The 24,548-nt window shown below is 68.6% G+C and carries 26 protein-coding genes; 17 read left to right on the top strand and 9 right to left on the bottom strand.

Going from position 1 to position 24,548, the window contains the following annotated elements:
* Positions 1 to 38: 38 nt before the first annotated feature.
* Positions 39 to 533: a Cys-tRNA(Pro) deacylase gene (gene ybaK / locus BPODLACK_RS05590; protein ID WP_006360101.1), complete on the bottom strand. Its 495-nt coding sequence runs from the start codon at positions 531 to 533 to the stop codon at positions 39 to 41.
* A 182-nt stretch (positions 534 to 715) separates the two neighbouring features.
* Between ybaK and BPODLACK_RS05585 the strand changes: the two genes are divergently transcribed.
* Both BPODLACK_RS05585 and rsrA read left to right on the top strand, forming a co-directional pair.
* Positions 716 to 1,549: a sigma-70 family RNA polymerase sigma factor gene (locus tag BPODLACK_RS05585; RefSeq protein WP_006360100.1), complete on the top strand. Its 834-nt coding sequence runs from the start codon at positions 716 to 718 to the stop codon at positions 1,547 to 1,549.
* On the top strand, positions 1,546 to 1,833 hold the full coding sequence (rsrA, locus tag BPODLACK_RS05580) for a mycothiol system anti-sigma-R factor (RefSeq protein ID WP_035755116.1): 288 nt from the start codon (positions 1,546 to 1,548) through the stop codon (positions 1,831 to 1,833). Before BPODLACK_RS05585 ends, rsrA begins: the two co-directional genes overlap by 4 nt.
* A 122-nt stretch (positions 1,834 to 1,955) precedes the next feature.
* On the opposite strand, the gene BPODLACK_RS23885 is transcribed toward rsrA, so the two are convergent.
* Positions 1,956 to 2,030 carry a 50S ribosomal protein bL37 gene (locus BPODLACK_RS23885; RefSeq protein ID WP_369758845.1) on the bottom strand — a complete coding sequence of 25 codons (75 nt, stop codon included), beginning with the start codon at positions 2,028 to 2,030 and terminating at the stop codon, positions 1,956 to 1,958.
* A gap of 142 nt (positions 2,031 to 2,172) precedes the next feature.
* Between BPODLACK_RS23885 and BPODLACK_RS05575 the strand changes: the two genes are divergently transcribed.
* Positions 2,173 to 2,388, top strand: coding sequence for a biotin/lipoyl-binding carrier protein (locus tag BPODLACK_RS05575; RefSeq protein ID WP_035755118.1), 216 nt, complete (start codon positions 2,173 to 2,175; stop codon positions 2,386 to 2,388).
* A gap of 38 nt (positions 2,389 to 2,426) precedes the next feature.
* A complete protein-coding gene (locus BPODLACK_RS05570) occupies positions 2,427 to 3,932 on the top strand; it encodes a sensor histidine kinase (RefSeq protein ID WP_035755120.1) in 1,506 nt (501 codons plus the stop codon).
* A 101-nt stretch (positions 3,933 to 4,033) separates the two neighbouring features.
* Here BPODLACK_RS05570 and BPODLACK_RS05565 read toward each other — a convergent pair whose 3' ends face one another.
* Positions 4,034 to 4,288, bottom strand: coding sequence for a WhiB family transcriptional regulator (locus tag BPODLACK_RS05565; RefSeq protein ID WP_004023450.1), 255 nt, complete (start codon positions 4,286 to 4,288; stop codon positions 4,034 to 4,036).
* A gap of 445 nt (positions 4,289 to 4,733) precedes the next feature.
* Between BPODLACK_RS05565 and BPODLACK_RS05560 the strand changes: the two genes are divergently transcribed.
* A complete protein-coding gene (locus BPODLACK_RS05560; RefSeq protein WP_006360096.1) occupies positions 4,734 to 5,972 on the top strand; it encodes an MFS transporter in 1,239 nt (412 codons plus the stop codon).
* Here BPODLACK_RS05560 and BPODLACK_RS05555 read toward each other — a convergent pair.
* On the bottom strand, positions 5,891 to 6,826 hold the full coding sequence (locus tag BPODLACK_RS05555) for a diacylglycerol/lipid kinase family protein (RefSeq protein WP_187346535.1): 936 nt from the start codon (positions 6,824 to 6,826) through the stop codon (positions 5,891 to 5,893). The genes BPODLACK_RS05560 and BPODLACK_RS05555 overlap by 82 nt on opposite strands.
* A gap of 128 nt (positions 6,827 to 6,954) precedes the next feature.
* Between BPODLACK_RS05555 and BPODLACK_RS05550 the strand changes: the two genes are divergently transcribed.
* Complete coding sequence (locus BPODLACK_RS05550; protein ID WP_035755124.1) at positions 6,955 to 7,401, top strand: hypothetical protein; 447 nt, start codon at positions 6,955 to 6,957, stop codon at positions 7,399 to 7,401.
* A 109-nt stretch (positions 7,402 to 7,510) separates the two neighbouring features.
* Positions 7,511 to 8,299 (top strand): ParA family protein, encoded by a 789-nt coding sequence (locus BPODLACK_RS05545; RefSeq protein WP_006360093.1) that lies wholly within the window; start codon positions 7,511 to 7,513, stop codon positions 8,297 to 8,299.
* Between the two features lie 10 nt (positions 8,300 to 8,309).
* On the opposite strand, the gene BPODLACK_RS05540 is transcribed toward BPODLACK_RS05545, so the two are convergent.
* Both BPODLACK_RS05540 and BPODLACK_RS05535 read right to left on the bottom strand, forming a co-directional pair.
* Positions 8,310 to 9,584, bottom strand: a complete 1,275-nt coding sequence (locus tag BPODLACK_RS05540; RefSeq protein ID WP_159404878.1) for an Rv3212 family protein — start codon at positions 9,582 to 9,584, stop codon at positions 8,310 to 8,312.
* Positions 9,585 to 9,602: 18 nt separating this feature from the next.
* Positions 9,603 to 11,225, bottom strand: coding sequence for a DEAD/DEAH box helicase (locus BPODLACK_RS05535; RefSeq protein ID WP_159404877.1), 1,623 nt, complete (start codon positions 11,223 to 11,225; stop codon positions 9,603 to 9,605).
* 340 nt (positions 11,226 to 11,565) lie between these two features.
* Between BPODLACK_RS05535 and BPODLACK_RS05530 the strand changes: the two genes are divergently transcribed.
* Both BPODLACK_RS05530 and BPODLACK_RS05525 read left to right on the top strand, forming a co-directional pair.
* Entirely contained in the window at positions 11,566 to 12,258 is a 693-nt protein-coding gene (locus BPODLACK_RS05530; RefSeq protein WP_042377340.1) for a ferritin-like fold-containing protein, read from the top strand.
* A gap of 113 nt (positions 12,259 to 12,371) precedes the next feature.
* On the top strand, positions 12,372 to 12,602 hold the full coding sequence (locus BPODLACK_RS05525) for a DUF3107 domain-containing protein (protein ID WP_006360089.1): 231 nt from the start codon (positions 12,372 to 12,374) through the stop codon (positions 12,600 to 12,602).
* 102 nt (positions 12,603 to 12,704) lie between these two features.
* On the opposite strand, the gene BPODLACK_RS05520 is transcribed toward BPODLACK_RS05525, so the two are convergent.
* Positions 12,705 to 13,385, bottom strand: coding sequence for a TetR/AcrR family transcriptional regulator (locus tag BPODLACK_RS05520; protein WP_040004314.1), 681 nt, complete (start codon positions 13,383 to 13,385; stop codon positions 12,705 to 12,707).
* A gap of 66 nt (positions 13,386 to 13,451) precedes the next feature.
* On the opposite strand from BPODLACK_RS05520, the gene BPODLACK_RS05515 reads away from it, so the two are divergent.
* From BPODLACK_RS05515 to BPODLACK_RS05480, 8 genes are all read left to right on the top strand, one after another.
* Complete coding sequence (locus BPODLACK_RS05515) at positions 13,452 to 14,495, top strand: DUF3152 domain-containing protein (RefSeq protein ID WP_035755133.1); 1,044 nt, start codon at positions 13,452 to 13,454, stop codon at positions 14,493 to 14,495.
* Between the two features lie 72 nt (positions 14,496 to 14,567).
* Positions 14,568 to 15,764 carry an adenylyltransferase/sulfurtransferase MoeZ gene (moeZ, locus tag BPODLACK_RS05510; RefSeq protein ID WP_006360086.1) on the top strand — a complete coding sequence of 399 codons (1,197 nt, stop codon included), beginning with the start codon at positions 14,568 to 14,570 and terminating at the stop codon, positions 15,762 to 15,764.
* Between the two features lie 59 nt (positions 15,765 to 15,823).
* The gene (locus tag BPODLACK_RS05505) at positions 15,824 to 16,678 is read left to right on the top strand and encodes a TIGR02569 family protein (RefSeq protein ID WP_006360085.1); all 855 of its coding nucleotides are present in this window, start codon (positions 15,824 to 15,826) and stop codon (positions 16,676 to 16,678) included.
* Positions 16,679 to 16,917: 239 nt separating this feature from the next.
* Positions 16,918 to 18,381, top strand: coding sequence for a nitrate/nitrite transporter (locus BPODLACK_RS05500; RefSeq protein ID WP_006360084.1), 1,464 nt, complete (start codon positions 16,918 to 16,920; stop codon positions 18,379 to 18,381).
* Positions 18,382 to 18,431: 50 nt separating this feature from the next.
* Complete coding sequence (gene nirB / locus BPODLACK_RS05495; RefSeq protein WP_159404876.1) at positions 18,432 to 21,014, top strand: nitrite reductase large subunit NirB; 2,583 nt, start codon at positions 18,432 to 18,434, stop codon at positions 21,012 to 21,014.
* Positions 21,011 to 21,421, top strand: a complete 411-nt coding sequence (locus BPODLACK_RS05490; protein WP_006360082.1) for a nitrite reductase (NAD(P)H) small subunit — start codon at positions 21,011 to 21,013, stop codon at positions 21,419 to 21,421. The genes nirB and BPODLACK_RS05490 overlap by 4 nt, the downstream gene beginning before the upstream one ends.
* Entirely contained in the window at positions 21,418 to 22,608 is a 1,191-nt protein-coding gene (locus tag BPODLACK_RS05485) for a uroporphyrinogen-III synthase (RefSeq protein ID WP_006360081.1), read from the top strand. The genes BPODLACK_RS05490 and BPODLACK_RS05485 overlap by 4 nt, the downstream gene beginning before the upstream one ends.
* A 36-nt stretch (positions 22,609 to 22,644) precedes the next feature.
* Complete coding sequence (locus BPODLACK_RS05480; protein WP_006360080.1) at positions 22,645 to 23,388, top strand: sirohydrochlorin chelatase; 744 nt, start codon at positions 22,645 to 22,647, stop codon at positions 23,386 to 23,388.
* 10 nt (positions 23,389 to 23,398) lie between these two features.
* Here the strand turns inward: BPODLACK_RS05480 and BPODLACK_RS05475 are convergent, their stop codons facing one another.
* A complete protein-coding gene (locus BPODLACK_RS05475; RefSeq protein ID WP_006360079.1) occupies positions 23,399 to 23,698 on the bottom strand; it encodes an MGMT family protein in 300 nt (99 codons plus the stop codon).
* A 7-nt stretch (positions 23,699 to 23,705) separates the two neighbouring features.
* Positions 23,706 to 24,491 (bottom strand): alpha/beta fold hydrolase, encoded by a 786-nt coding sequence (locus tag BPODLACK_RS05470; protein WP_159404875.1) that lies wholly within the window; start codon positions 24,489 to 24,491, stop codon positions 23,706 to 23,708.
* Between the last annotated feature and the right edge of the window lie 57 nt (positions 24,492 to 24,548).

The following is a 24,548-nucleotide window of genomic DNA, read 5'->3' as shown; positions in this document are numbered from 1 at the left end:
ACCTCCGGTAGTAGATGTTCCCGCGGGAAGAGGAACCCTCACACCGCGATGTCGGCGACCACTGCTTTCGTCACCGCGACGAGGTCTGCGGGTGCCAGTGCGATCTCCAGTCCACGCCTGCCCGCGCTGCAGAGAATCCGGTCGAACTCGAGCGCCGAGGAATCGACGACCGTCGGCAGAGCGGTGCGCTGGCCGACGGGGGAGACGCCGCCGAGGACGTAGCCGGTGCTGCGGGTGACGGCCTTGGCCTCGGCCATCTGGGCCTTCGACGCCCCGAGCGCGGCGGCGGCCGCCTTCACCGACAGCTTGCGGGGAACCGGGACCACGGCGACGGCGAGACCGGGGCGGCTACCACCGGACAGTTCGACGACGAGCGTCTTGAAGACCTGTTCACCGACGATGCCGAGGGTGTCGGCGAGCTCGTCCACTGCTTCGGTGCCGAAGGACTCCGACCGCGGGTCGTGGTCATAGCGGTGGACGGTGTGCGCGATCTTCGCGCGTTCGAGGGCCGCGATCGCGGGTGTTGCCGCCATGGTCGGGGTGCCTCCTGGTGGGACGTGTCGGTGTCTGACCTGGAGAGCGTATTCGACCAGCGCTCTGTTCACCGTGACGAAAAGGGGTGCCGGTCACGTCGGGAACAAACCGCCCGGCCCGACCTGTTGTGACTGGTTGCGACACGAAGATCGCCGAGCGCATGCGAGGAGGTAGAACCGAGATGAGCACAACGGCGGTACTCGAGCCACCGGTACTCGTGGAGGCGACGCACCTCCTGGCCGGGCCGGGGTCGGTAAGCTTGACCGGCAACGTCCCAGTGACGCCTCTCATCGAAGGGATCGTAGTGGCCGAAGCCGAATCAGCCGACACCGAAGCAGCCGTTACGGAGTCCACCGCGACCGGAACCGCTGCGCACGTGTCCGCCGAGAAGGGTGCGCCCCGACGCGCCGACCCGAGCGAGTCCCCCGAGGAGCTCACCGAACGGTTCGAGCGCGACGCATTGCCGTTGCTCGACCAGATGTACGGTGCCGCCCTGCGGATGACCCGCAATCCCGCCGATGCCGAGGACCTGGTCCAGGAGACCTACATCAAGGCGTTCACCGCTTTCGCGTCGTTCCGGGAGGGCACCAACCTCAAGGCGTGGCTCTACCGGATCCTGACCAACACCTACATCAACGGCTACCGCAAGAAACAGCGCCAACCCGCGCAGTACCCGACCGACGAGATCACCGACTGGCAGCTCGCGGCGACCGCAGAACACACCTCCCAGGGGCTGCGCTCGGCGGAGATCGAGGCCCTCGACGCCCTTCCGGACGACGAGATCAAGGCCGCGCTGCAGGAGCTTCCGGAGGATTTCCGGATGGCCGTGTACTACGCCGACGTGGAAGGCCTGCCGTACAAGGAGATCGCCGAGATCATGGACACCCCCATCGGCACCGTCATGTCCCGACTTCACCGAGGACGTCGTCAGCTGCGTGAGCTGCTGGCCGACGTCGCCCGGGAGCGTGGTTTCCACAGATCTGCCACGGCCAAGGGTGCGGAGGTGGCGCGATGAGCGACATCGATCCGGAAGTCACCCAGCTCGACTGCTCGGCCGTCATCGCCGACGTCTGGTTGCTGCTGGACAACGAATGCGACGAGAACGCCCGCATGCGGCTCCAGGGGCACCTCGACACCTGCCCGTCGTGCCTCGCCCACTACGGCATCGAGCGGCAGCTGAAGGCGCTCGTCAACCGCAAGTGCGGCGGCGACCAGGCACCTCAGGGGCTGCGTGATCGTCTGCGCGTGGAGATCCGCCGGACGGTCATCATCCAAGAGATCGCCGAGACCGACCGCTGAATCGCCCGTCACCCCCGGCGAATCCCGGGGGTGACGGCATGAAAAAGCCCGGGTGGCCATGAAGGCCGTACCCGGGCGTTTTTCTTGGTGCTCGTTCGCCGAACCCCGCCGTGAGGCGAAGATCAGGCGTTCGGACGCTTGCCGTGGTTGGCAGCGTTCTTCTTACGAGCGCGCTTCTTGCGTCCGCGCTTTCCCATGACGCATCTCCTTTTGCCGGCGGATGGGGACATCACAGTGTCTCAGGCATTCTCCCACGTGCCAAAACCCGGTCGGCCATCGCCCGGTCGAGACCGGGCCCGACCCGTCGTCGCCGGTGACCCCGTGGGCTAACTTGAGTGCATGGCTGAAGACGTGGTGGCAGAGATCGTCGCGAGTGTCCTCGAGGTCCTGGTCGCACCCGGACAGCAGATCGAGGTCGGTGACACGCTGGTGCTGCTCGAGTCGATGAAGATGGAGATCCCCGTTCTCGCAGAGGAAGCGGGCACCATCGCCGACCTCAAGGTGAAGGTGGGCGACGTCATCCAGGCCGGCGACGTCATCGCCACCTTCGAATAGCCCGCGCCGCACCCTCTCCGCGAACCCGGAGCCTTCCCATGTCGACACTTGCCGACCTGCTCGCCGAGCACACCACCCTCTCCGACGCCGCTGCGGCGCACCTGCAGCGACTCGTCGCCGAGTGGCAGTTGCTCGCCGACCTCTCCTTCGCAGATTTCCTCCTGTCGGTGCGCACCGACGAGGGGGCCGTGGTCACCGTCGCGCAGTGCCGGCCCAACACCGCGTCGACCGTCTTTCCCACGGACGAGGTGGGCCGGGTCATCGACACCGCGGTGCACCCGCAGGTGCTCCGCGCCTTCGATTCCGACAAGGTCCTCCGCGACGAGGACCCGACGTGGTTCGGGGCCACCGCGATGCGGCAGGAGGCGGTCCCGGTCGGCTTCGACGGTGCGGTGATCGGTGTGCTGACCCGCGCCGTCGACCTCACCCATCCGCGGCTGCCGTCGCCCCTGGAGCTCGCCTACCAGGACTCGGCGGACGATCTGTGCCAGATGGTCGCCGACGGCACGTTCCCGCACGAGGAGGGCAATCCGCGGGGATTGTCGACGCCTCGCGCGGGTGACGGTTTCATCCGGCTCGACCGGACCGGGACGGTCACCTACACGAGCCCCAACGCGCTCTCGGCGTTCCACCGCATGGGCTGGACGGCCGAGCTCAACCACACGCGGCTCTCCGACGTGGTGAAGCAACTCGTCACCGAGCCGTTCGAGGCCGACGATGTCGCGATGATGCTCGACATCGCGGCCGGGGTGGCCGAGGTGCCGACCGGCCCGTACCGCGACATCGGCATGCGGGTGGAGGCCGACGCCCGACGCGCGACGGTCCTCATCCGGGCGGTGCCGCTCCGCCCGAAGGGTGAGGAGTCGGGGAGCGTGGTGCTCATCCGCGACGTCACCGAGGTCAAGCGGCGCGACCGCGCGTTGATCAGCAAGGACGCGACCATCCGGGAGATCCACCACCGGGTGAAGAACAATCTGCAGTCGGTGTCGGCGCTGCTGCGCCTGCAAGCCCGGCGAACCTCCAACACCGATGCCCGGGAGGCGCTGAACGAGGCCGTGCGCCGCGTCGCGTCGATCGCTCTGGTTCACGAACTGCTGTCGGGCAGCGTCGACGAGGAAGTCGATCTCGACGAGGTCGTCGACCGTCTCGTCCCGATCCTGGTCGACGTGGCGTCCAACGAGTCACGGGTGACGGTGCGTCACCGCGACCGGCTAGGGGTTCTCCCCGCCGAGCTGGCGATGCCGTTGGTGATGGTGCTCACCGAACTGATCCAGAATGCGATCGAGCACGGTTTCGACGGTTCGCCCCGATCCGACGCAGAGATCGCGGTCATCGCCGAACGCGACGTGCGCAACCTCCGTATCGCGGTGCGCGACAACGGCTCCGGACTGCCCGAGAACTTCGACCTGGCCACCTCGGATCACCTCGGACTCCAGATCGTGAAGACGCTCGTGTCGATCGAACTCGGTGGCGAGCTCGACGTCCGGCCCAACCCGGAAGGGTTGGGAACCGAAGTCGGAGTGCATATTCCGCTGCGTTCCTGAGAACGCAGTTCTTCCGTGGGGTGAGAACCGTTGCCGGACACGAAAAAACCCGGCCGTGGCCGGGTTTCTTCGAATCCGGGCGAACGCCGGCTCGGATGAGCCTAGACGCTGCTACGGGTGCGGGTACGCGCGGTACGCCGCTTCAGCGCGCGACGCTCATCCTCGCTCATGCCGCCCCAGACGCCTGCATCCTGGCCCGACTCGAGGGCCCACGAGAGGCAGTCAGCGGTGACAGGGCACCGTGCACAGACGAGCTTCGCGTCGGCGACCTGTGCGATGGCCGGACCGCTGGTTCCCACGGGGAAGAACAGCTCCGGATCCTCGTCGCGACAGATGGCCTTGTGACGCCAGTCCATTCCACTACTCCTTCAGGCGCGTTTCCGCGCACCACTCGATTAGTTGATTGCTTGCTGATTGTTTGGCTGGTAACTCTCAGTTCACGCGGCCGCACCAAATGTTTCCGCGTTGTTGCTTGTGAATACTTTCACGAATCCGGCCGAAGTCAATGGTTCTCGGTTAACACGTGGGCAACATCACGTCCCGCGCCTACCACTTCGGCCGAAGGCGCCCCCACGGGGGGTACGGACAGCGGGTTCGCCGTCCGTGTAGTAGCCTACGCGCACTCGCCGACGACTGTCGATGAGTTTCCGCAGGTCGCGCCCCTCCCAAGGTCCGAAATAGTCCGTGACGTGGAGTGACGTGTCGCGTATTCTTGCTCACATGCGTCGACGATGTTGATCCACACCACGCCGATCCGGCCATGACGGGCCGGGTCCACAACGGCGATTAACGGCCGCGGCTGTGAGCGCCGCCCTCTTCGAGGACCTGATACCGCTCTACCCGGTCTACGTGATTCTGTTCGCCGATGCCACCGTTCCCGGGGCCGGGTTGACGGCCGCCGAGATCAGCGCACTGTTCGCGATCTGGTCGCTGTCGACGGTGATCGTCGAAGTGCCGACCGGGATCCTGGCCGACCGATTCTCGCGACGCCGCCTACTGGTCGCGGGACCTCTGGTCACCGGCGCCGGCTTCGCGCTCTGGACCTACGCGCCCTCCTTCCTCTCCTTCGCCGCCGGCTTTGTGCTGTGGGCGATCGGCGGATCGCTGCGATCCGGCACGAACCAGGCGCTCGTCTACGACGAGCTCGCGCATCTCGGCAGGTCGCAGGACTACGCACGGCTCTCGGGCGCGATGCGGGCGGCGGCCGCGGTCGGGGTCATCGGCGGCACGGCCCTGGCGGTGCCACTCCTCGCGTGGGGCGGATACGCCGCCGTCGGTACCGCAAGTGTCGCGGCCTGCGTGCTCTGCGCGTTGATCTCCGCAGGACTACCGGAGACGGGCCGGATCGGAGTAGGGCGCTCCGGACCGGACGTGACGCCGGATGCCGGCACCGCCGACCTCGACGAACCGCCGGTCGGGTGGTTCGCGATCCTTCGCGGCGGGCTGCACCACCTGCGCAACCAGCCGACCGCACGCCGGCTGCTGATCCTGGTCGTCGTCCTGACCTGGGTCGCGGCGCTCGACGAGTACCTGCCGTTGCTGGTCGAGTCCTTCCTGAGCGGCACGGTGTCGGGCGTCGCGACGCCGGAGTCTGTCGCACTGCTCATGATCGTGGTCGCAGCCGGGGACATCTGCGGTTCCCTCGCGGCCCGGCGCGTCCGGGATCCCGCTGCGATCGGCCCCGCGGTGGGACTCGGCGCATCGGTGCTGATCGTGGCCGCGCTGTGGGGTCACCCGGCCGGTGTCGTCGGCGTGGCCGTCGCGTTCGGGATCTTCGGGTGGGCGCTGGTCGTCGCCGACGCCGCTCTGCAGGACCGACTGGACTCCGCGTCGCGGGCGACGGTCACGTCGATCGCGGGCGTGGGGGAGGAGGTGGTCGCGATCCTCGCCTTCGCCGGATGGGCTGCGGGATCGGTACATCTGGGGCCGGCGGCGTTGTTCGCGATCGCCGCGTCGCCCTATGCGGTGGCGGCGGGTGCGATGACGGTCAGGGCGTCGCGCCGATGGCGAAAACGTATGTCGCGGAACGCACCGATGTAGTCGCCGTCCATCTGCACGTCGATCGGGGCCTCCGCGATGAACCGGACCTCGTCGACGTCGTCGTCGCGAAAGAGGTGGTGTGCCTTGGGATCTGCCTGGGTCAGCAGCCGCGTGGCGAGCGGCAGGTTGCGCAGGACCCCGGTCGACGTCGCCACGAACACGCCGAGTCCGGTGTCGAAACCGGTGGTCGGATTGGTGCGGATCTCGCGCGGCCCGAGATAGGTCCACGGACTGGTGTTGGAGACGAAACCGAAACGGGCGCCGACGATCCGGTCGCGGCCGGGGATCTCGACGTCGAACGTCGCCGAGCTGCCGGCCTGCTTGAGGAAGCTGCTGACGGTGGTCCACAGATACCGGGCGGGCGTGGCGGCCTTGCCCGCATGCCGCTTGTCCTCCATCGCGTGCACCACGACGGCGTCCATGCCCATGCCGGTGTTGAACAGGAACCAGCGGTCGTCGGTGTGACCGAGGCCGATTCGACGGCTCTCCCCGGCGTCGAGGAGCGAGATGATCTGCTGGGTCGCGAGCAGCGGGTCGGGGTCGATGCCGAGGGTGCGCGCGAAGACGTTCGCGCTGCCGCCCGGGATGACGGCCAGACTCGGCCGGCGCCGCGCGGGATCGCTCGTCCCCGGGGGATCGAGGAGGCCGTTGGTGGCCTCGTTCACCGAGCCGTCGCCGCCGTGGACGATGACCGTGTCGAATTCCTCGGCGGCCGCACGGGCGGCGAGGTCGAAGGCATGCCCACGGTGGGTGGTCAGCTCGACGTCGAGGTCGAAGTGAGCGCTCAGTGTGTGCACGAGAGCATCGCGCCCGGCCGGACTGGTCGCGGTGGCGAAGGGGTTGACGATGAGCATGACGCGCACGACACCCGAGGATATGGGGTAGGTGGCCCAAGCGCGCAATCCGCCCTGCGTCCCGGTGCCGGGAGGGGGCCCGTGGGGTGCGCGGCCACCGCCCGACCGGCGCCGAATACCCTGGACGCGTGAGCACGGAGAAGGACCGCCCGGAGCAGGACCGGCTTGAGATCGACGTCGATCCGTCGGTGACGCCCACCCAGATCAAGGTGGCCGGCGCGGTGACCACCGTGGAAGGCCTGGTCGGCGTCGCGGTGGCGGTGATCCTGGTGATCCGCGGACTCGCCGGACACGAGGAGACGGCCATCAGCGGCTACGGCACCGCCATCTGGTTCGGGATCATCGGTGGCGGCGTCCTCGTCGGCGGCGTGGCCCTGTTGGCGGGTCGGCGCTGGGGTCGATCGATCGCGATGGTCGCCCAGATCCTGCTGCTTCCGGTCGCGTACTACCTGTACACCAGCGGATGGCCGGTGTTCAGCGTGCCGTTGGCACTCGCGGCGATCGCGGGGCTGGTGATGCTGTTCAGCCCGGCCGCCGTGCGGTGGCTCGCCGGGGATCTCGAGCCCGACCACTGAGCCCTTCACCGGTCGCGGGATCGGGCATCCCGATCAGTTGACCCAGTTGTTACCGCAACCCTGACTCTTATATGTCGACGCCCGGGCGGGCGCCCGTACAGTAGGGCACATGACGCGCATCCTTGCGATTGCCAATCAGAAGGGTGGGGTCGCCAAGACCACCACGGTCGAGTCCCTCGGAGCCGCACTTGCCGACCTCGACGTGTCGGTCCTCGTCGTCGACCTCGACCCGCAGGGCTGTCTCACCTTCTCCCTCGGCCATGATCCCGATCAACTGGAGTCCTCGGTGCACGATGTGCTGCTGGGCGACGAGGAGATCGCCGACGTACTCCTCGACACCGAGGACAAGGTGACGCTGCTGCCCGCCACCATCGACCTGGCCGGTGCCGAGGCGCTGCTGCTGATGCGGCCGGGACGTGAGTACGCACTCAAGCGGGCACTCGCCGAGGTCGGGCAGGACTTCGACGTCATCATCGTCGACTGCCCGCCGTCGCTGGGCGTGCTCACGCTCAACGGTCTGACCGCGGCCGACGAGGTGATCGTCCCGCTGCAGTGCGAGACGCTCGCCCACCGTGGTGTCGGGCAGTTGCTGCGCACCGTCCGCGAGGTCCAGCAGATCACCAACCCCGACCTCACGATGCTGGGTGCGGTGGCGACGCTGTTCGACGCGCGGACCACGCACAGCCGCGACGTCCTCGCCGACGTCGCCGATCGCTACGACCTTCCGGTGCTGAACCCGCCGATCCCGCGCACGGTCCGTTTCGCCGAGGCGTCGGCCTCCGGTGCCTCGGTCATGCGGGGACGAAAGAACAAGGGCGCCACCGCATATCGCGAACTCGCGGAGAACCTGTGGAAGCACTGGGACGCGGGGGAGGACGTGCGGACCCTCGACTTCTGAGGGGACGACGTCAGGCCGGTCCGAAGGCCTCGACCGTCGTGCCGCGCTGTTCGACGACCATCTCGCCGATGACCCGCAGGCTCACCACGCCGTCCGGTGCGGTGCTGCGGGTGAGTGGGATCGACCGGATCTCACGTCCACCGGCCACGTCGCGCACGCTGATCCCGGACGCACTCGGCAGCAGGAGTTGCCCCGCCATCACCTCACCGGGGCCGAGTGTCGCCGGTACCTGGTAGATCGGTTTGAGGCTCTGCGCATCCAGCACCACGGTGGCCTTGCCGGTCCAGTAGGTGACGACGCCGTCGCCCCCGAGCGGGACGCTGTCCTTCGGAGGAATGGCGTCCCCGGCGACGGTGTTCGAGCCGGTGGCCACGCCCTCGGAGTCGAAGCGGCGGATCGACGGTCCGCTGTCACCGCCGAGCGCCGGTGGTTCGGCCGGACTCGCACCGCCGTCGTAGACGGCGATACCCGTCGACGACATCGCGATCACCACCGGCGGAGGTCCGCTGACGTCGCCGGTGATCAGCGTCGAACCGTACTGCTCGACGCGTTCGTCGTCGTCGAGGAGGGCGCCCAGCACGGTCAGCCGGTAGCCCGGGTCGTCGGCACAGCGTTCGACGACGGACAGGCGGTCGCCGGTGATGGCCGAGGAGTAGATGACGCAGTCCTTGCGCTTGGCCTCGTCCTCGGGGCGCACGGGTGCCTCCACGCGGCCGTACTCGATGCCGCGGACCAGGTTCGAACCCCACGTCTCCAGTCGCCCGGAGCCCTGGGCGACCACGTATCCGTAGTCGCTGACCAGCCGGAGCTCGTCGTCGGCGTCACTGGTCCGGGAGCCCTTGCGGGCACCGGTCTTCGCGTCGAGAGCGGTGACCTCCGAGCAGCCCCGCGAGTTGCGGTAGACCGCGAGCGCGAGGTCGGTGCTGGCGGTCCAGGCGGTGTCGACGACGCAGAGGTCGAGGTCCCGGCGATAGGACCACAGTTCGGCCCCGGACGCCGGGTCGTGACCGATGACGGTGCCACCGTCGCCGGTCACGACCACCGAATCGGCGATCGCCGGGGCGACGGTGGCATCGGAGGAGGCCTGCCAGCGCGGCACGAAGGCGGCCGGAACCGCCGCGGGCTGTTCGACCTCGGGCGGGGTGGACTGCGCCTGGACGCTGGTCGTCCCGCGGACCGGGCTCACCAGCCAGGCGATCAGCCCGGCGACGGCGACGAGCACGATGATGGTCGCGGTGACCGCGAGATCGATCGGCCGGCGCCGCTCCGGTTTGACGCGTGCCACGCGTGGACTCGTGGTGGGTTACTCGGCTGCGGACTGAGCGGAGACCGGGGTCGCGTCGCCGGCGCCCGAACCCTCGCCCGCGGGCTTGCGGTTGGCGCCACCGCGACGGCGGCGACGGCGACGCGGCTTCGAGGCGCCGTCGCCGTTGTCCTCACCGGAGGTCTGGATGTCGCTGCTTGCCGACTCGCCGCTCTCGGCCGTGTCGGCGGACTCCGCGGTGTTCTCGGTCTTCGCGGAGTCGCCGTTCTCGGAGCCCTGGCCGCCGCGGGTACGACGACGGGTGCGGGTCGACCGCTTGCGCGGCTCCCGGTCCTCACGCGTCTCGCGGGTCTCGTTCGGGTCGCGTGCGGGCTTGGCGGCCACGACGCGGCCGGTGGCCGACTCGGGGATCGACAGATCCTCACGCAGGTTCTCCGACGTCGAGTAGGTCTCCACCGGCTCGGGGATGCCGAGTCCGAGGGCCTTGTCGATGAGCTCCCAGCGGTGCAGCTCGTCCCAGTCCACGAGGGTCAACGCGATCCCGGTGCGGCCCGCGCGGCCGGTACGGCCGATCCGGTGGACGTATGTCTTGTCGTCCTCGGGGCACTGGTAGTTGATCACATGGGTCACGTCGTCGATGTCGATGCCGCGGGCGGCGACGTCGGTGGCGACGAGGACGTCGATGGTGCCGTTCCGGAACCGGCCGAGGGCCTTCTCACGGGCGATCTGACCGAGGTCGCCGTGCACGGCGCCCACCTTGAATCCGCGCTCGGCGAGGTCGTCGGCGACCTTCTGGGCGGTGCGCTTGGTACGCGTGAAGATCATCGTCGCGCCGCGACCGTCGGCCTGCAGGATGCGGGCCACGAGTTCGGCCTTGTCCAGCGCGTGAGCACGGTAGGCGTACTGCTTCGTGCGGTCGTGCACGGCGGAGTCGTTGGCGTTCTCGGCCCGGATGTGCGTCGGCCGATGCAGGAAGGTGCGGGCCAGGGTGACGATCGGGCCGGGCATGGTCGCCGAGAAGAGCATCGTCTGACGCGGCGTCGGCAGCGCGGACATGATCCGCTCGATGTCCGGCAGGAAGCCGAGGTCGAGCATCTCGTCGGCCTCGTCGAGGACGAGGATCGAGACCTTGCCGAGCACGAGGTGTCCCTGCTGGGCGAGGTCGAGGAGGCGGCCCGGGGTGCCCACAACGACGTCGACGCCGGACTGCAGTTCGGCGATCTGCGCCTCGTAGGGGCGGCCGCCGTAGATCGAGGTGATCTTCAGCATGCGGTTGGTGCCGTCGGCAAGGGTGACGTCGGTCTTGCGGGCGGCGATCTCGAGGTCGCTGGTGACCTGCACGCAGAGTTCGCGGGTGGGCACGATGATCAGCGCGCGAGGGGTGTTGTCGAGGGGGCGGACACCCGTTGCCTCGGCGTTGGCGAGGCGATGGAGCAGCGGGATGCCGAAGCCGTAGGTCTTGCCCATGCCGGTACGGGCCTGACCGATGAGGTCGTCCCCGCCCATGGCGAGGGGGAGGGTCAGTTCCTGGATGGCGAACGTCTGGGTCTTGCCGTCGTCGGCGAGTGCCGAGACGATGCGCTCGTCCACGCCGAGTTCGGCGAAGGTGGGGGCGGTGTGGGTTTCGTCGACGATGGTCGTCTGCACGGCCGAATCGCTCATATGCGTGTGTTGCCTTTCTGGCCAGTCTCTTGCGCGCGTGTGATTCCTGCGCGCACGAGGAAAAAGCTCGAAAGTGCGCGCGCAAATGTCGTGGTGGCACCGGGGATTCGACCGAGGTGTCGTGAGACGGACTCTTCGATCCGGCGAGGAACTCGCTGTCTCGATCCCGCGAGGAGATCGCGAGGGGGCGTCGTCACATCCAATCGGCCGCATCCACACGCTCGCGCCGGCGAGCACGCGATGATCACGCAGCTCAGCGGGCAGGCGCCGGGGGGTCCCGTCGGAGTGCACCGAAGTCGAGTGTACTTGGTGCTTCCGGAGAGGCCGCTACCATCACCTCATGGCGCCTGTACCCGACCCCTCCGACATCACCCCGGTAGCTGCGATCGAGACCCAGGACCGCGTGGTCGGGAAGCTGTTCGCGGTGCTGCTGGCCGGCGAGTTCGCCGCCTTCCATCGGCTCATCGAGGAGTCGGCGATGGCTCCCGACGTGCCCAGCAAGATCGCGATCGCGCGGATGGCCGCCTCCGAGGTCGGCCACTTCGACCGCCTCGCCGAGCGGGTCGAGTCGATGACGGGCCTCACCGCCGCCGAGGCGGTGGAACGGTACCGGTCGGTCTTCGACCAGTACCACCGGGCCACCACCCCGAAGACCTGGTACGAGGCGCTGGTCAAGGCCTACGTCGGTGACGGTCTGGCCTCCGATTTCTACGTCGAGCTGTCCGACATGCTCCCGCCCGACTCGCGCACCGTGATGGCCGAGGTGATGGCGGAGACCGCCAACTCGGCGTTCGCCCGCGAGCAGGTCCGGGCGGCCGTCGAGGCCGATCCGTCGATCAAGTCCGCGCTGGTCCTGTGGGGGCGCCGTCTGCTGGGCGAGGCCATCACCCATGCGCAGTGGGTGCTCGCGGCCGAGGAGGAGGTCACCGATCTGCTGTTCTCCGGGGGCTCCTCGCTGTCGGGGGTCGCCCACTTCTTCGACGCGGTCGCGGCCAAACACGGCGAGCGCATGGCCGATCTCGGTCTCGGCTGACCAATCCGCTCGTTCCCTTGCTTTTTCGCTGTCAGCGGAGCGGCTGTCCGGTCCCGTGACCGCTGGACTAGCCTTGTGCGGCAAGCGTTGTTGACACCGGAGGAGGGCGGCACATGGCCGTGGAAGTGAAGATCGGCATCACCGACAGCCCGCGTGAGCTGACCGTCGCGACGTCGCTGACCAGCGACAAGGCCTATGCCGAGGTCGAGGCGGCACTCGGCGGCAAGCAGCAGTTGCTGGCCCTGGTGGACGAGAAGGGCGCCCGTTACCTGATCCCGGTCACCAAGATCGCCTACGTCGAAGTCGGGGCATCGGAGAACCGTCGCGTCGGGTTCGGTTCCTGAGGCGGGACGCAGACCAACGAACAAGGGTCCGGTGCGCACCTCGCGATCACTCGCGACGGTCGCACCGGACCCTTGTCGTAGGTCTGGGTCTGTCGTCTGAGTTCAGGACTGACCGGAGTCGGTGTCCTCCGCCGGGGTCTCCGCGTCGGTCTGCGGTGCGGCCTGGCGCGGGAAGTGGGACAGACCGCCCCAGAGCAACGCGACGGTGGTGTCGACGGCCGTCTGCTTGTCCACGGGACGCTTGGCCTCGAGCCAGTAGCGCGCGTTGACCTGGCTGGCCCCGACGAGCCCGGAGGCGAGCATGCGGGAGCGGTACGGATCGAGACCGGAATCGTGCATGACCAGGCCGTACACTGCGTCCACGCAGGCCTCGGTGGCGCCTTCGACGCGGCGGATGACCGCGGGGTCGGAGGCATCGGAGGAGAAGATCAGCCGGTAGCCGGAGTTGTCCTGGTCGATGAAGTCGAAGAAGGCCTCGACGGCGGCACGGACGCGCTTCCGGTTGTCGGTGGTGGTGCGCAGGGCGGTGTTCACGTCGCTGACCAGCTTCTCGGCATGCGAGTCGACGACCGCGATGTAGAGGTCCAGCTTCGACGGGAAATGCTGATACAGGACGGGTTTGCTCACTCCCGCGTGCACGGCGATCTCGTCCATCCCCGCGGCGTGGTAGCCGCGTTCGACGAAGATCTCACTGGCCGCATCGAGCAACTGCATGCGCCGTGCGCTGCGAGGCAGGCGCGTACTGCGTCCGGGAACCGAGGACGCGTTGGTTGCGGTCGACATGGCGAAGATCGTACTCGGGAGACCTTCCTGCGCAGTATCTGCGGTCCGCTGTGAGAAAGTTGTCCCGTGAGCCGCGCAGAGGATGGTGGCACCGGCCTTGATCAGGGACCGGTGCGCACCAAGGATGTCGGCCCGAGATCGTCGGGACGCCCCAAGCCGGACCAGCCGCTTCGGGCGCGCTGGGACCCGACCGATGACAGCGGCCGTCCCCGCGTCGACCGCGAGGCACAGCCCGAGTACAAGAAGCAGTCGTCGCTCGGCCGCTTCGTCTCGACGTACGGCTGGCGCGCCTACGCCATCCCGGTCCTCACGGTTCTCACGATCGCGCTGATCGTGGTGACCATCCAGGACGGGCGCGGTTCCGATCTGGCCCCGACCGCCGCGGTCAACCCGGACTCGGCTGCCCGCAACACCGACATCAACACCGAGACCCGCCCGATCGGTGCGCCGACCGGCGACATCCAGGCCGCCGCGCTGCCGGCCGGCACCCTTCCGCAGGGCGGACCGTTCACCACGCAGGGCCGCCAGACCTTCCGGGTGCTGCGCGGCGCGGGACCGAAGGTCGGCACCGGAGGCCAGGAGTACACCTACACCGTCGAGGTGGAGAACGGCCTGAACCCGCAGGACTACGGCGGCGACCCGACCTTCGCGAAGATGGTCGACATGACGCTGGCCAATCCGCGCAGCTGGATCGGCGACGGGCGCGTGAGCTTCCGGCGCATCGACCGCGGGGAACCGGACCTGCGCATCACCCTGGTCTCCACCGGCACGACCCGCGAACTGTGCGGGTACCAGATCAGGCTGGAGACCTCGTGCTACTACCCGCCGCAGGAGCGCGTGACCCTCAACGAGGCCCGCTGGGTCCGCGGGGCGCTGTCCTATCAGGGTGACGACATCGCCTACCGGCAGTACCTCGTCAACCACGAGGTCGGCCACGGACTCGGCTACGCATCGCATGAGCCGTGCCGCGAGGACGGGGCGCTCGCGCCGGTGATGATGCAGCAGTCCTTCGGCACCGACAACTCCGAGATCATGGCTCTCGACCCGGACATGAAGGCCAACCGCTCGCTCGTCTGCCGCCCGAATCCCTGGCCGTTCCCCAAGCGCTGACCCCGGGAATGAGCGGACCCTTCCGGTGGTTGTGCCAAGAGTCCGTGTACTCGCCGAATACTGGAGGCGTTCGTGTCGTCGCAAGGGTCGCTCACCGGGTCGCTGCCACCGCTCGTGGAGCCGGCAGCCGAACTGAGCAACGAAGAGGTGGCCCGCTACAGCCGCCACCTGATCATCCCGGATGTCGGGATGGACGGGCAGAAGCGCCTGAAGAACGCGAAGGTGCTCGTGATCGGCGCGGGCGGACTCGGTTCGCCGACGCTGCTGTACCTCGCCGCGGCGGGTATCGGCACCATCGGCATCGTGGAATTCGACATCGTCGACGAGTCCAACCTGCAGCGCCAGGTCATCCACGGACAGTCCGACATCGGGCGCCCGAAGGCCGAGAGCGCGCGGGACTCGATCCTCGAGATCAATCCCTACGTCACCGTGAACATCCACGATCAGCGACTCGAACCCGAGGGCGCGATCGAGCTGTTCTCGCAGTACGACCTCATCCTCGACGGCACCGACAACTTCGCGACCCGCTACCTGGTCAACGACGCCGCGGTGCTCGCGCACAAGCCCTACGTCTGGGGATCGATCTACCGTTTCGAGGGTCAGGCGTCGGTGTTCTGGGAAGACGCCCCCGGCGGTCGCGGCATCAACTACCGCGACCTCTACCCGCAGGCCCCGCCGCCCGGGATGGTGCCGTCGTGCGCCGAGGGCGGTGTCCTCGGCATCCTGTGCGCCTCGATCGGATCGATCATGGGTACCGAGGCCATCAAGCTCATCTGCGGCATCGGCGAGCCGCTGCTCGGCCGCCTCATGGTCTACGACGCCCTCGACATGACCTACCGGACCATCAAGATCCGCAAGGACCCGGAAGGCGAGCGCATCGCCGGCCTCATCGACTACGACGACTTCTGCGGTGTGGTCTCCAGCGAGGCCTCCGACGCCGCGGCCGGGTCGACGCTCACCGCCGCCGAACTCAAGCAGAGGATCGACGCGGGGGAGAAGCTCGCGATCATCGACGTACGTGAACCGGTCGAGTGGGACATCGTCCGGATCGAGGGCGCGACCCTGATCCCGAAGGGCGAGATCCTCTCCGGCGAGGGCCTGGCGAAGGTTCCGCAGGATCGCCCTACGGTCCTCTACTGCAAGACCGGCATCCGGTCGGCCGAGGCACTCGCCGCACTCAAGCGGGCCGGTTTCGCCGACGCCACGCACCTGCAGGGCGGGGTGACCGCCTGGGCCAACCAGGTCGACAAGACGTTGCCGGTCTACTGACCGCCGTTCCCACCGCGTGCCTTCTCGAATCGGTCACCTGCGCTCGGTAATCTGGCCTGGTGAATACCGTCGAGCCGCCCGAACACGTGTTGAACACGTTCGGGCTCACCTCCCATCCGCCCGTCGCCATGGGCGAATCATGGATCGGTGGCTGGCGCGTCGGTGAGGTCGTGCTGTCGCTCGTGCCCGACCACGCGCGCGCCGCCTGGTCGGCCGCCGTCCGCGAGACGCTCTACGTCGAGGGCATGCGGATCGCACGCCCGTTCCGCGCCACCGACGGCCGCTACGTCGTCTCGGGTTGGCGTGCCGACACCTACATCGCCGGAACACCCGAGCCGCGCCACGACGAAGTGGTCCTCGTCGCCGACCGCCTGCACGAGGCGACCGCAACCCTCGAACGTCCGCGCTTCCTGCTGCAGCCGCCCGCGCCGCCGCACACCGACGTCGACGTCTTCACCGCCGCCGACCGCGCCGCGTGGGAGGAGGTCCCGTTGCGCTCGGCCCGTGCCGCGGGCATGGCCGAGCCGACCGCACCCGACGGGGTGCAGAGCGTCGAGATGCTGAGGACCCTTGCGAAGCTTCGCAAGCCGGTCGACCTGCCGTCCCAGGTCGTGCACGGCGACCTGTTCGGCACCGTGCTCTTCGCCGGTGCCGCGGCGCCCGGCATCACCGACATCGTCCCGTACTGGCGACCTGCTCCGTGGGCGGCCGCTGTCGCGGTGGTCGACGCCCTCGCCTGGGGCGGCGCCGACACCGAACTCATCCAGCGGTGGTCCGATCAGCCGGAGTGGCCGCAGATGATGCTGCGGGCGACGATGTTCCGTCTGGCCGTCCACGCGCTGCACCCGCGCTCGACCGCCGGCGCACTGCCCGGGTTGCAGCGGGTCGTCGAGCTGGTACGTTTGCTCGTATAACCGCAGCTCACAGCCCCGATCTGAGTTTGTCGGAGTTCTCACAGGGTCCTTGGGGTGAAGTGAGAACAACGTGACGGTCCGGTCACCTCGCGGAAAATCCGCGCAACACGCCCCCGGGATGCTTGGTCTCAGTCGCACGACACAGGTGTCGGCGTCCGATATGACAGTTCGCTGTCGTGTCGAGAAGACAGCCCGCACTGCTCGTGCAGTGACCACCAAGCATCGGAAGACGGGGACGAATGGCCTTCGCAGACCTCAGAACACAGCTCAAGCGTGACCACACGATCACCGACTGGGACCCGGAGGATCGCGTCGCCTGGGAGAACGGCAACGCCGCGATCGCCAAGCGCAACCTCGTCTGGTCGGTGATCTGCGAACACGTCGGCTTCTCCATCTGGTCGCTGTTCTCGGTGATGGCCCTGTTCATGGGTCCCGAGTACGGCATCAGCATGGATCAGAAGTTCGTCATCGCCGCGACCGCGACCCTCGTCGGCTCGTGCCTGCGCATTCCCTACACCCAGGCCACCGCGAAGTTCGGTGGACGCAACTGGGCCATCTTCTCCGCCATCGTGCTCCTCATCCCGACGGGCCTGACGATGATGCTGATGATGAACCCGGGCGAGTTCGGGTTCGGCTGGTTCCTCGCGGTCGCGGCCATCACCGGCTTCGGCGGCGGCAACTTCGCCTCCTCGATGACCAACATCAACGCCTTCTACCCGCAGCGACTCAAGGGCTGGGCGCTGGGCCTCAACGCCGGCGGCGGCAACATCGGCGTCCCGGTCGTCCAGGTCATCGGACTGCTGGTCATCTGGCTCTTCGCCGACCAGCCCGAGATCGTCTGCGCGATCTACCTGGTGGCACTTGCGGTCGCGGGCATCGGCGCGGCGATCTACATGGACAACCTCGACCATCAGACCGCCAGCGGCAAGGCGATGATCGACTGCCTCCGCTACCGCGACACCTGGCTCATCTGCCTGCTCTACATCGGCACCTTCGGCTCGTTCATCGGTTTCGGTTTCGCGTTCAGCCAGGTCCTCAACATCAGCTTCACCTCTGCCGGCGCCTCCAAGCCCGCCCTCGCGGCGGCGCAGATCGCCTGGATCGGACCGCTTCTCGGCTCGCTGGCCCGTCCCTACGGCGGCAAGCTCGCCGACCGTATCGGCGGCGGCAAGGTGACGCTGTACTGCTTCATCGCGATGGCCGCGTCGGCGTCGATCCTCGTGATCGCCGGTATGTCGGCCGACGCCAACGGGAAGGTGATCAGCGGCGGTGTCCTCGCGGCCTTCATCACCGGCTTCATCCTGCTGTTCCTGATCTCCGGGATCGCCAACGGTTCGGTCTACAAGATCATCCCGACGATCTGGGAGCACAAGGCGCAGACGCTGTCGGGTCTGAACGCCTTCGGCAAGTCCACCTGGTCGCGCAGCATGTCCGGCGCGCTCATCGGCATCGCCGGTGCGGCCGGCGGCCTCGGCGGTGTCGGCATCAACCTGGTGCTGCGGTCCAGCTACAAGTCCAATCAGTCGGCGACGCAGGCATTCTGGGTGTTCCTCACCTTCTATGTGGTGGCCGCGGTGGTCACCTGGTGGTTTTACGCACGACGCCCGATCGTCGTCGGCGAGACCACCGACCTGCCGGTCGCGGAGACCGCAGGCACCACCGCCGGCACCGGCGAGCCGGTCACCAAGGAAGCGCTGGCCTGAGTTCACCCGCGGCGCAACCCGACCAACAGGCAAGGCACAGGGAGTAGACAATGAGCAGCGAGACCAGCACCGGCCGCAACACCGTCGTCGTGGTGGGTCACGGCATGGTCGGCCACCGCTTCGTGCAGGAGATGCGCAAGCGTGACACCGACAACCGGTGGCGCGTCGAGATCGTCAGCGAGGAAGCCGATCCGGCCTACGACCGCGTGGGTCTGTCCTCCTACGTCGGTGCGTGGCAGCGCGATTCGCTCGCGCTGGACGGCAATACCTACGACGGTGACGATCTCGTCGTCACGCATCTGGGGGAGACCGTCACCGGCATCGATCGGGCGCAGCGTCGGGTGGTGACCTCCGCGGGCCGCGAGATCGACTACGACGCACTCGTTCTCGCGACGGGTTCCTACGCCTTTGTGCCGCCGGTGCCGGGGCACGACAACTCCAAGTGTTTCGTCTACCGCACGCTCGACGACCTCGACGACATCCGGGCGGCCGCCGACACGGCCGGCCCGGGTGCGACGGGCGTCGTGGTCGGCGGTGGCCTGCTCGGGCTCGAGGCGGCCAACGCCCTGAAACTGATGGGCCTCAAGCCGCATGTGGTCGAGTTCGCACCGCGGCTCATGCCGATGCAGGTCGACGCCGGCGGCGGGGCGATCCTGAAGAACCTCGTCACCGACCTCGGCCTCGAGGTCCATACCGGCGTCGGCACCTCGGAGATCGCCGACGGCGAGAACGGTGGCCTGCGTGTCACGCTCTCGGACGAATCGCTGATCGACGCCTCGCTGGTCGTCTTCTCGGCCGGTGTCCGACCCCGCGATCAGCTCGCCCGCGACGCGGGCCTGGCGGTAGCGGAGCGCGGCGGTGTCCTCGTCGACACGAACTGCGTCACCGACGACGAGCACATCTTCGCCATCGGTGAGGTCGCCGCGGTCGAGGGTCGCTGCTACGGACTCGTCGCGCCCGGCTATTCGACGGCCGAGGTCGTCGCCGACCGCCTGCTCGGCGGATCGTCGACCTTCCCCGGCGCCGACCTGTCGACCAAGCTGAAGCTGCTAGGTGTCGACGTCGCCAGCTTCGGAGACGCGTTCGCGACCACGGAGAACGCGCTCGAGATCACGTACCACGACGCGGTCGCGGGCCGCTACGCCAAGATCGTCGTCAGCGACGACGCGAAGACCCTGCTCGGCGGCATCCTCGTCGGGGATGCCTCGGCCTACGCGCTGCTCAAGCCGATGGTCGGTCGCGAGATCCCCGGCGACCCCGCTGCCCTGATCGCTCACGAGGGCGGCACCGGCGTCGGCATGGACGCGCTGCCCGACGATGCCGAGATCTGCTCCTGCAACGGGGTGTCGAAGGGCTCGATCTGCTCGGCCATCGCCGACGGCGCCTGCGACATCGCCGCGATCAAGGGCTGCACCTCGGCGGGCACCACCTGTGGCGGCTGCCTGCCGAGCATCAAGCAGCTCCTCTCCGCGTCGGGCGTCGAGCTCAGCACGTCGCTGTGCGATCACTTCGCCCAGTCGCGCGCCGAACTGTTCGAGATCGTCGCCGTCACCGGCATCCGGACCTTCTCCGAACTCATCGACCGCTTCGGCACCGGCCTGGGTTGCGAGATCTGTAAGCCGACCGTCGCCTCGATCCTCGCCTCCACGTCGAGCGATCACATTCTCGACGGCGAGCAGGCCGCCCTGCAGGACACCAACGATCACTTCCTCGCGAACATGCAGAAGAACGGCTCGTACTCGGTGGTGCCGCGCATGCCGGGCGGCGAGGTCACGCCCGAGCAGCTCATCGTCATCGGCGAGATCGCCCGCGACTACGGGCTGTACACCAAGATCACCGGCGGCCAGCGCATCGACCTGTTCGGCGCCCGCGTCGACCAGCTGCCCGAGATCTGGCGGCGCCTCGTCGACGCCGGGATGGAGTCCGGTCACGCCTACGGCAAGAGCCTTCGCACGGTGAAGAGCTGCGTCGGCTCCACCTGGTGCCGCTACGGCGTCCAGGATTCGGTCGGCATGGCGGTCTTCCTCGAGAAGCGATACCGGGGTCTGCGGTCGCCGCACAAGATCAAGTTCGGCGTCTCGGGATGCGCCCGCGAATGCGCGGAGGCCCGCGGCAAGGACGTCGGCGTCATCGCCACCGAGAACGGCTGGAACCTCTACGTCGGCGGCAACGGCGGTCAGAGTCCCAAGCACGCGCAGCTGCTGGCCAGCGGAGTGGATGACGACACGCTGGTCGCCTACATTGATCGGTACCTCATGTTCTACATCCGGACTGCCGACCGACTGCAGCGCACAGCCCCGTGGCTGGAGTCGCTCGACGGCGGTCTGGACCATCTCAAGGCCGTCGTCTGCGACGACAGCCTGGGGCTCGCCGCCGAACTCGAGGACGCGATGGCCCGGCACGTGGCCGGGTACACCGACGAATGGGCGGCGGTGCTCGACGACGAGGACAAGTTGAAGAGGTTCGTGTCGTTCGTGAACGCACCCGACGTGGTCGACCCGACCATCCGGTTCGCCGAATACGAACGTAAGGTGCCGGTGCTGCTCGACATGCCGCAGGTGCGTCCGGGAGCGGACGCGGACACCGGGCCGGTTGTGGACGCGGCGCCGGTGAAGGAAGGAGTGCCGACATGACCATCGCACCAGACGAGACCGGGCAGATGCCCGGGACGGTCGAGGGGAGTTGGATGCGGGCCTGCCCGATCGACGACCTGATCGTCGGCCGCGGCGTCGCGGTGCTCGGTCCGCGCGGTGAGCAGGCGGCGCTGTTCCGCCTGCCGGCCGCCGAGACCGACCGCGAGGCCGCACCCGGCCGTTCCCGCCTGTACGCCATCGGCAACATCGACCCGTTCGGCCGCGCCGCGGTCCTCTCGCGCGGACTCACCGGGGACCGCGCCGGCGAGCCGACGGTCGCCTCGCCGCTGGGCAAGCAGGTGTTCGCACTGCGGACCGGCGTCTGCCTGGACGACGAATCGGTCTCCGTGCCGAGCTACGGCGTGCGCGTCGTCGAGCGGATCGTCGAGGTGTTCTTTCCCGCGTGAACGCCATCAATCTTCCCGGTGACCCGACCGACCCGGACCCGTTGCCCGCCGACCCGCTACCACTGACCGGATTCACCATCGGCATCACCGCGGCGCGTCGTGCCGAGGAGTTCGCCGCACTGCTCGAACGACGCGGTGCCCGGGTGGTCCAGGCTCCGACGATTCGCATCCTGCCGCTCGTCGACGACACCGAACTCGAGCGGGTGACCGAGGAGATCATCGCCTCGCCGCCGCAGATCATGGTGGCGACCACCGGCATCGGTTTCCGCGGTTGGATCGAGGCGGCCGACGGCTGGGGCAACGCCGAGGACGTGCTGCGTTCGCTGTCGCAGAGCAGGCTGATCGCGCGCGGTCCCAAGGCGAAGGGCGCCATCCGCGCCGCGGGACTGCGCGAGGAGTGGTCGCCGGAGAGCGAGTCCTCCTCGGAGGTGCTCGACCACCTGCTCGCCGAGGGCGTCGAGGGTGTGCGGATCGCCGTCCAGCTGCACGGCGCGACGAGCGAATGGGAACCGCTGCCGGACTTCTGCACCGTCCTGCGGGCCGCGGGCGCCGTGGTCGTGCCGATCCCGGTCTACCGCTGGAACATGCATCCCGACGTGGCGCGCATCGACAAGATGATCGCGCAGGTGCTGCGCGGTGACCTCGACGCGATCACCTTCACCAGTGCGCCGGCGGCGGCGTCGATCCTCACCCGCGCCAAGGAACTCGGCAAGCTGCAGCAGTTCGTGCACGCACTGCGCACCGCGGTCCCGGTGATGTGTGTGGGATCGGTGACCGCGAGTCCGCTGGAGGCGCTGCAGATCCCGACGACGTATCCGCGCCGGTTCCGGCTCGGCGCGCTCGCGCGCCTGATCACCGACGAACTCCCGCGCCGCGCCCACGTGCTGCGAGTCGCCGGACACGACACCGCGATCCGCGGGCAGGCCGTCGTCGTCGACGGCGAGCTGAAGGACCTGTCGGCGACGGGCCTGCTGCTGTTGAAACTGCTCGCCCGCAATCCCGGTCGGGTGGTGTCGCGGCAGGAGATGCTCGCGGTCCTGCCCGGCGACAGTTCCGACACCCACGCCGTCGAGGTTGCGGTCGCGCGACTCCGTGCGGCGCTGGGGGATTCGAAGATGGTCCAGACCGTCGTCAAACGCGGTTACCGCCTGGCCGTCGACCTCGAGTACGACGCCGAAGACGAATGACTGCCGAAGACGATGACCAGGTCCAGGGGAGGACACATGCGAGACAACCACGTCCGGCTCCCGCACGGCGACCGCCTGCGCGACGTCAGTCCGGTGCTGGTCGCCCACGGCACCCGTAACCCGCACGGGGTCAACGTGATCGCCGAGATCGCCGAGGCTGTTGGCGCGCGGATCGGGCTCACCCGTACCGCCTTCGTCGACGTGCTCGGACCGACGCCCAGTGAGGTGATCGCCGATCTCGACAAGCCCGCGGTCCTGGTGCCGGCCTTCCTCGCATCGGGGTACCACGTTCGCAAGGACATCCCCGAACACGTCGCTCTGGGGGGTCGAACCGACACCGTCGTGACCCGTGCGCTAGGCCCCGACCCGTCGATCGCCGCGGTGGCGCGGCTCCGACTCGCCGAGGCCGGCTGGGAACCGGGCGACGCGGTGGTCCTGGCCGCCGCCGGATCGTCGGATCAGAGTGCTTGCGGCCAGGTGCATCTGGCTGCACGGCAACTCGAGTCGCTGATCGGCGGCCGCGTGGAGGTCGGGTTCATCACGACCGCGCAACCGTCGGTGCCCGAGGCGATCGAGAGGGCGCGCCGCACCGGACGCCGCGTCGTGGTCGCCAGTTACCTGCTCGCGCCGGGACTGTTCCACCAGCGGCTCGAGACCTACGGCGCCGACGCGGTGGCCGCGCCCCTCGGACCCGACCCGCGCATCGTCGACCTCATCGTCACGCGCATGCGTGCCGCGATCAGCCCGTACCGACGAACCCCGGTGCCGCGCCTCGTCTGACCCGTCGGCGCTAGGGGATGGCCCACCGGCACTCACGCAACCGGATTCGTCCGCCGACGATCGGAACGCCCTCCGCGGCAAGCCGTTCGAGCTGACGGTTCGCGAGATGAGGTGCGGGACGGCCGCTCGCGGGGACGACCCGATGCCACGGGAGGTCGGCGGTGTCGGTGCGCATGATCCAGCCGACGATACGGGGGCTGGACAACCCGGCCGCGCCGGCCAGGTCGCCGTAGGTGCTGACCTGACCGACCGGGATCTCCGCGACCAGGGCGCGGACGGCTTCCACCTGCTCCTCGGTGATCGCAGCCATCGGGGCCCTAGAGCAGGGAGCGGATCAGCGACGCGGACAATTCCGGTTCCAGGAACGGCACCATGTGCGCGCAGTCGACGTGGTGCACGGTCACGTCGTTCCCACGTTCGCTCGCGCAGGCCTCCAGGAACGCCGGCCGCACGAACGGCGGCTGCACCTGACCGGCGACGACGATGTGCGTCGGCACGCCCGGCGGCGGAAGGACTGCGGGCCTGGCCATCTCGCTCCACGACGCGGCGGCCGCGGGTGCGCTGACCCGCCAGCCCACCCGGCCGTGCGGGCGGGGGATGAGGTGCTCGGTGAGCTCGGCCTCGAGGATGTCGTCGGGCACGTCCGCCCAGCCTTCGGCGCGTTTGGCCGAGCGTGCGGCGTCGGCGCTCGCGTAGTCCCAGTTGTCGAGACTGTCGGTGGCGACCTGGAGCGCGAACTCGGGGTCGAGGCCCTGGGCGGGGTCGAGGAGGACGAGTCCCTTGACGGCGTCCGGCCGGCGATTGGCCAGGTGTAGCGCCAGTGCACCGCCGAACGAGTGGCCCACGATGACGATCGGCCGCCCGGCCGGGACGTGATCGTCGAGCACGGCGGACAGTGCACGAACATGATGCTCGATGCTCCACGGCGGACGCCACGGCGAACGACCGTGGCCGATGAGATCGGGAGCGACGATGCGGACACCGCTCAGGTTCTGCGCCAGCGGCTCCCAGCGACGACCGTGGCCGGTGAGACCGTGGATCGCGAGGACCGTGTCGCCCTCCGCCGAGCCGCCGCCGAAGACATACGTGTTGAGAGCTGTCACCCGTCCATCCTGCCGTATGCGCGGGTCGCGAGCCCGACCCACCCGCACCGACACCTC

The organism is Gordonia sp. YY1 (assembly GCF_009872315.1).
Lineage (GTDB): Bacteria > Actinomycetota > Actinomycetes > Mycobacteriales > Mycobacteriaceae > Gordonia > Gordonia amicalis.
This window is presented reverse-complemented; position numbering and strand designations above follow the sequence as displayed.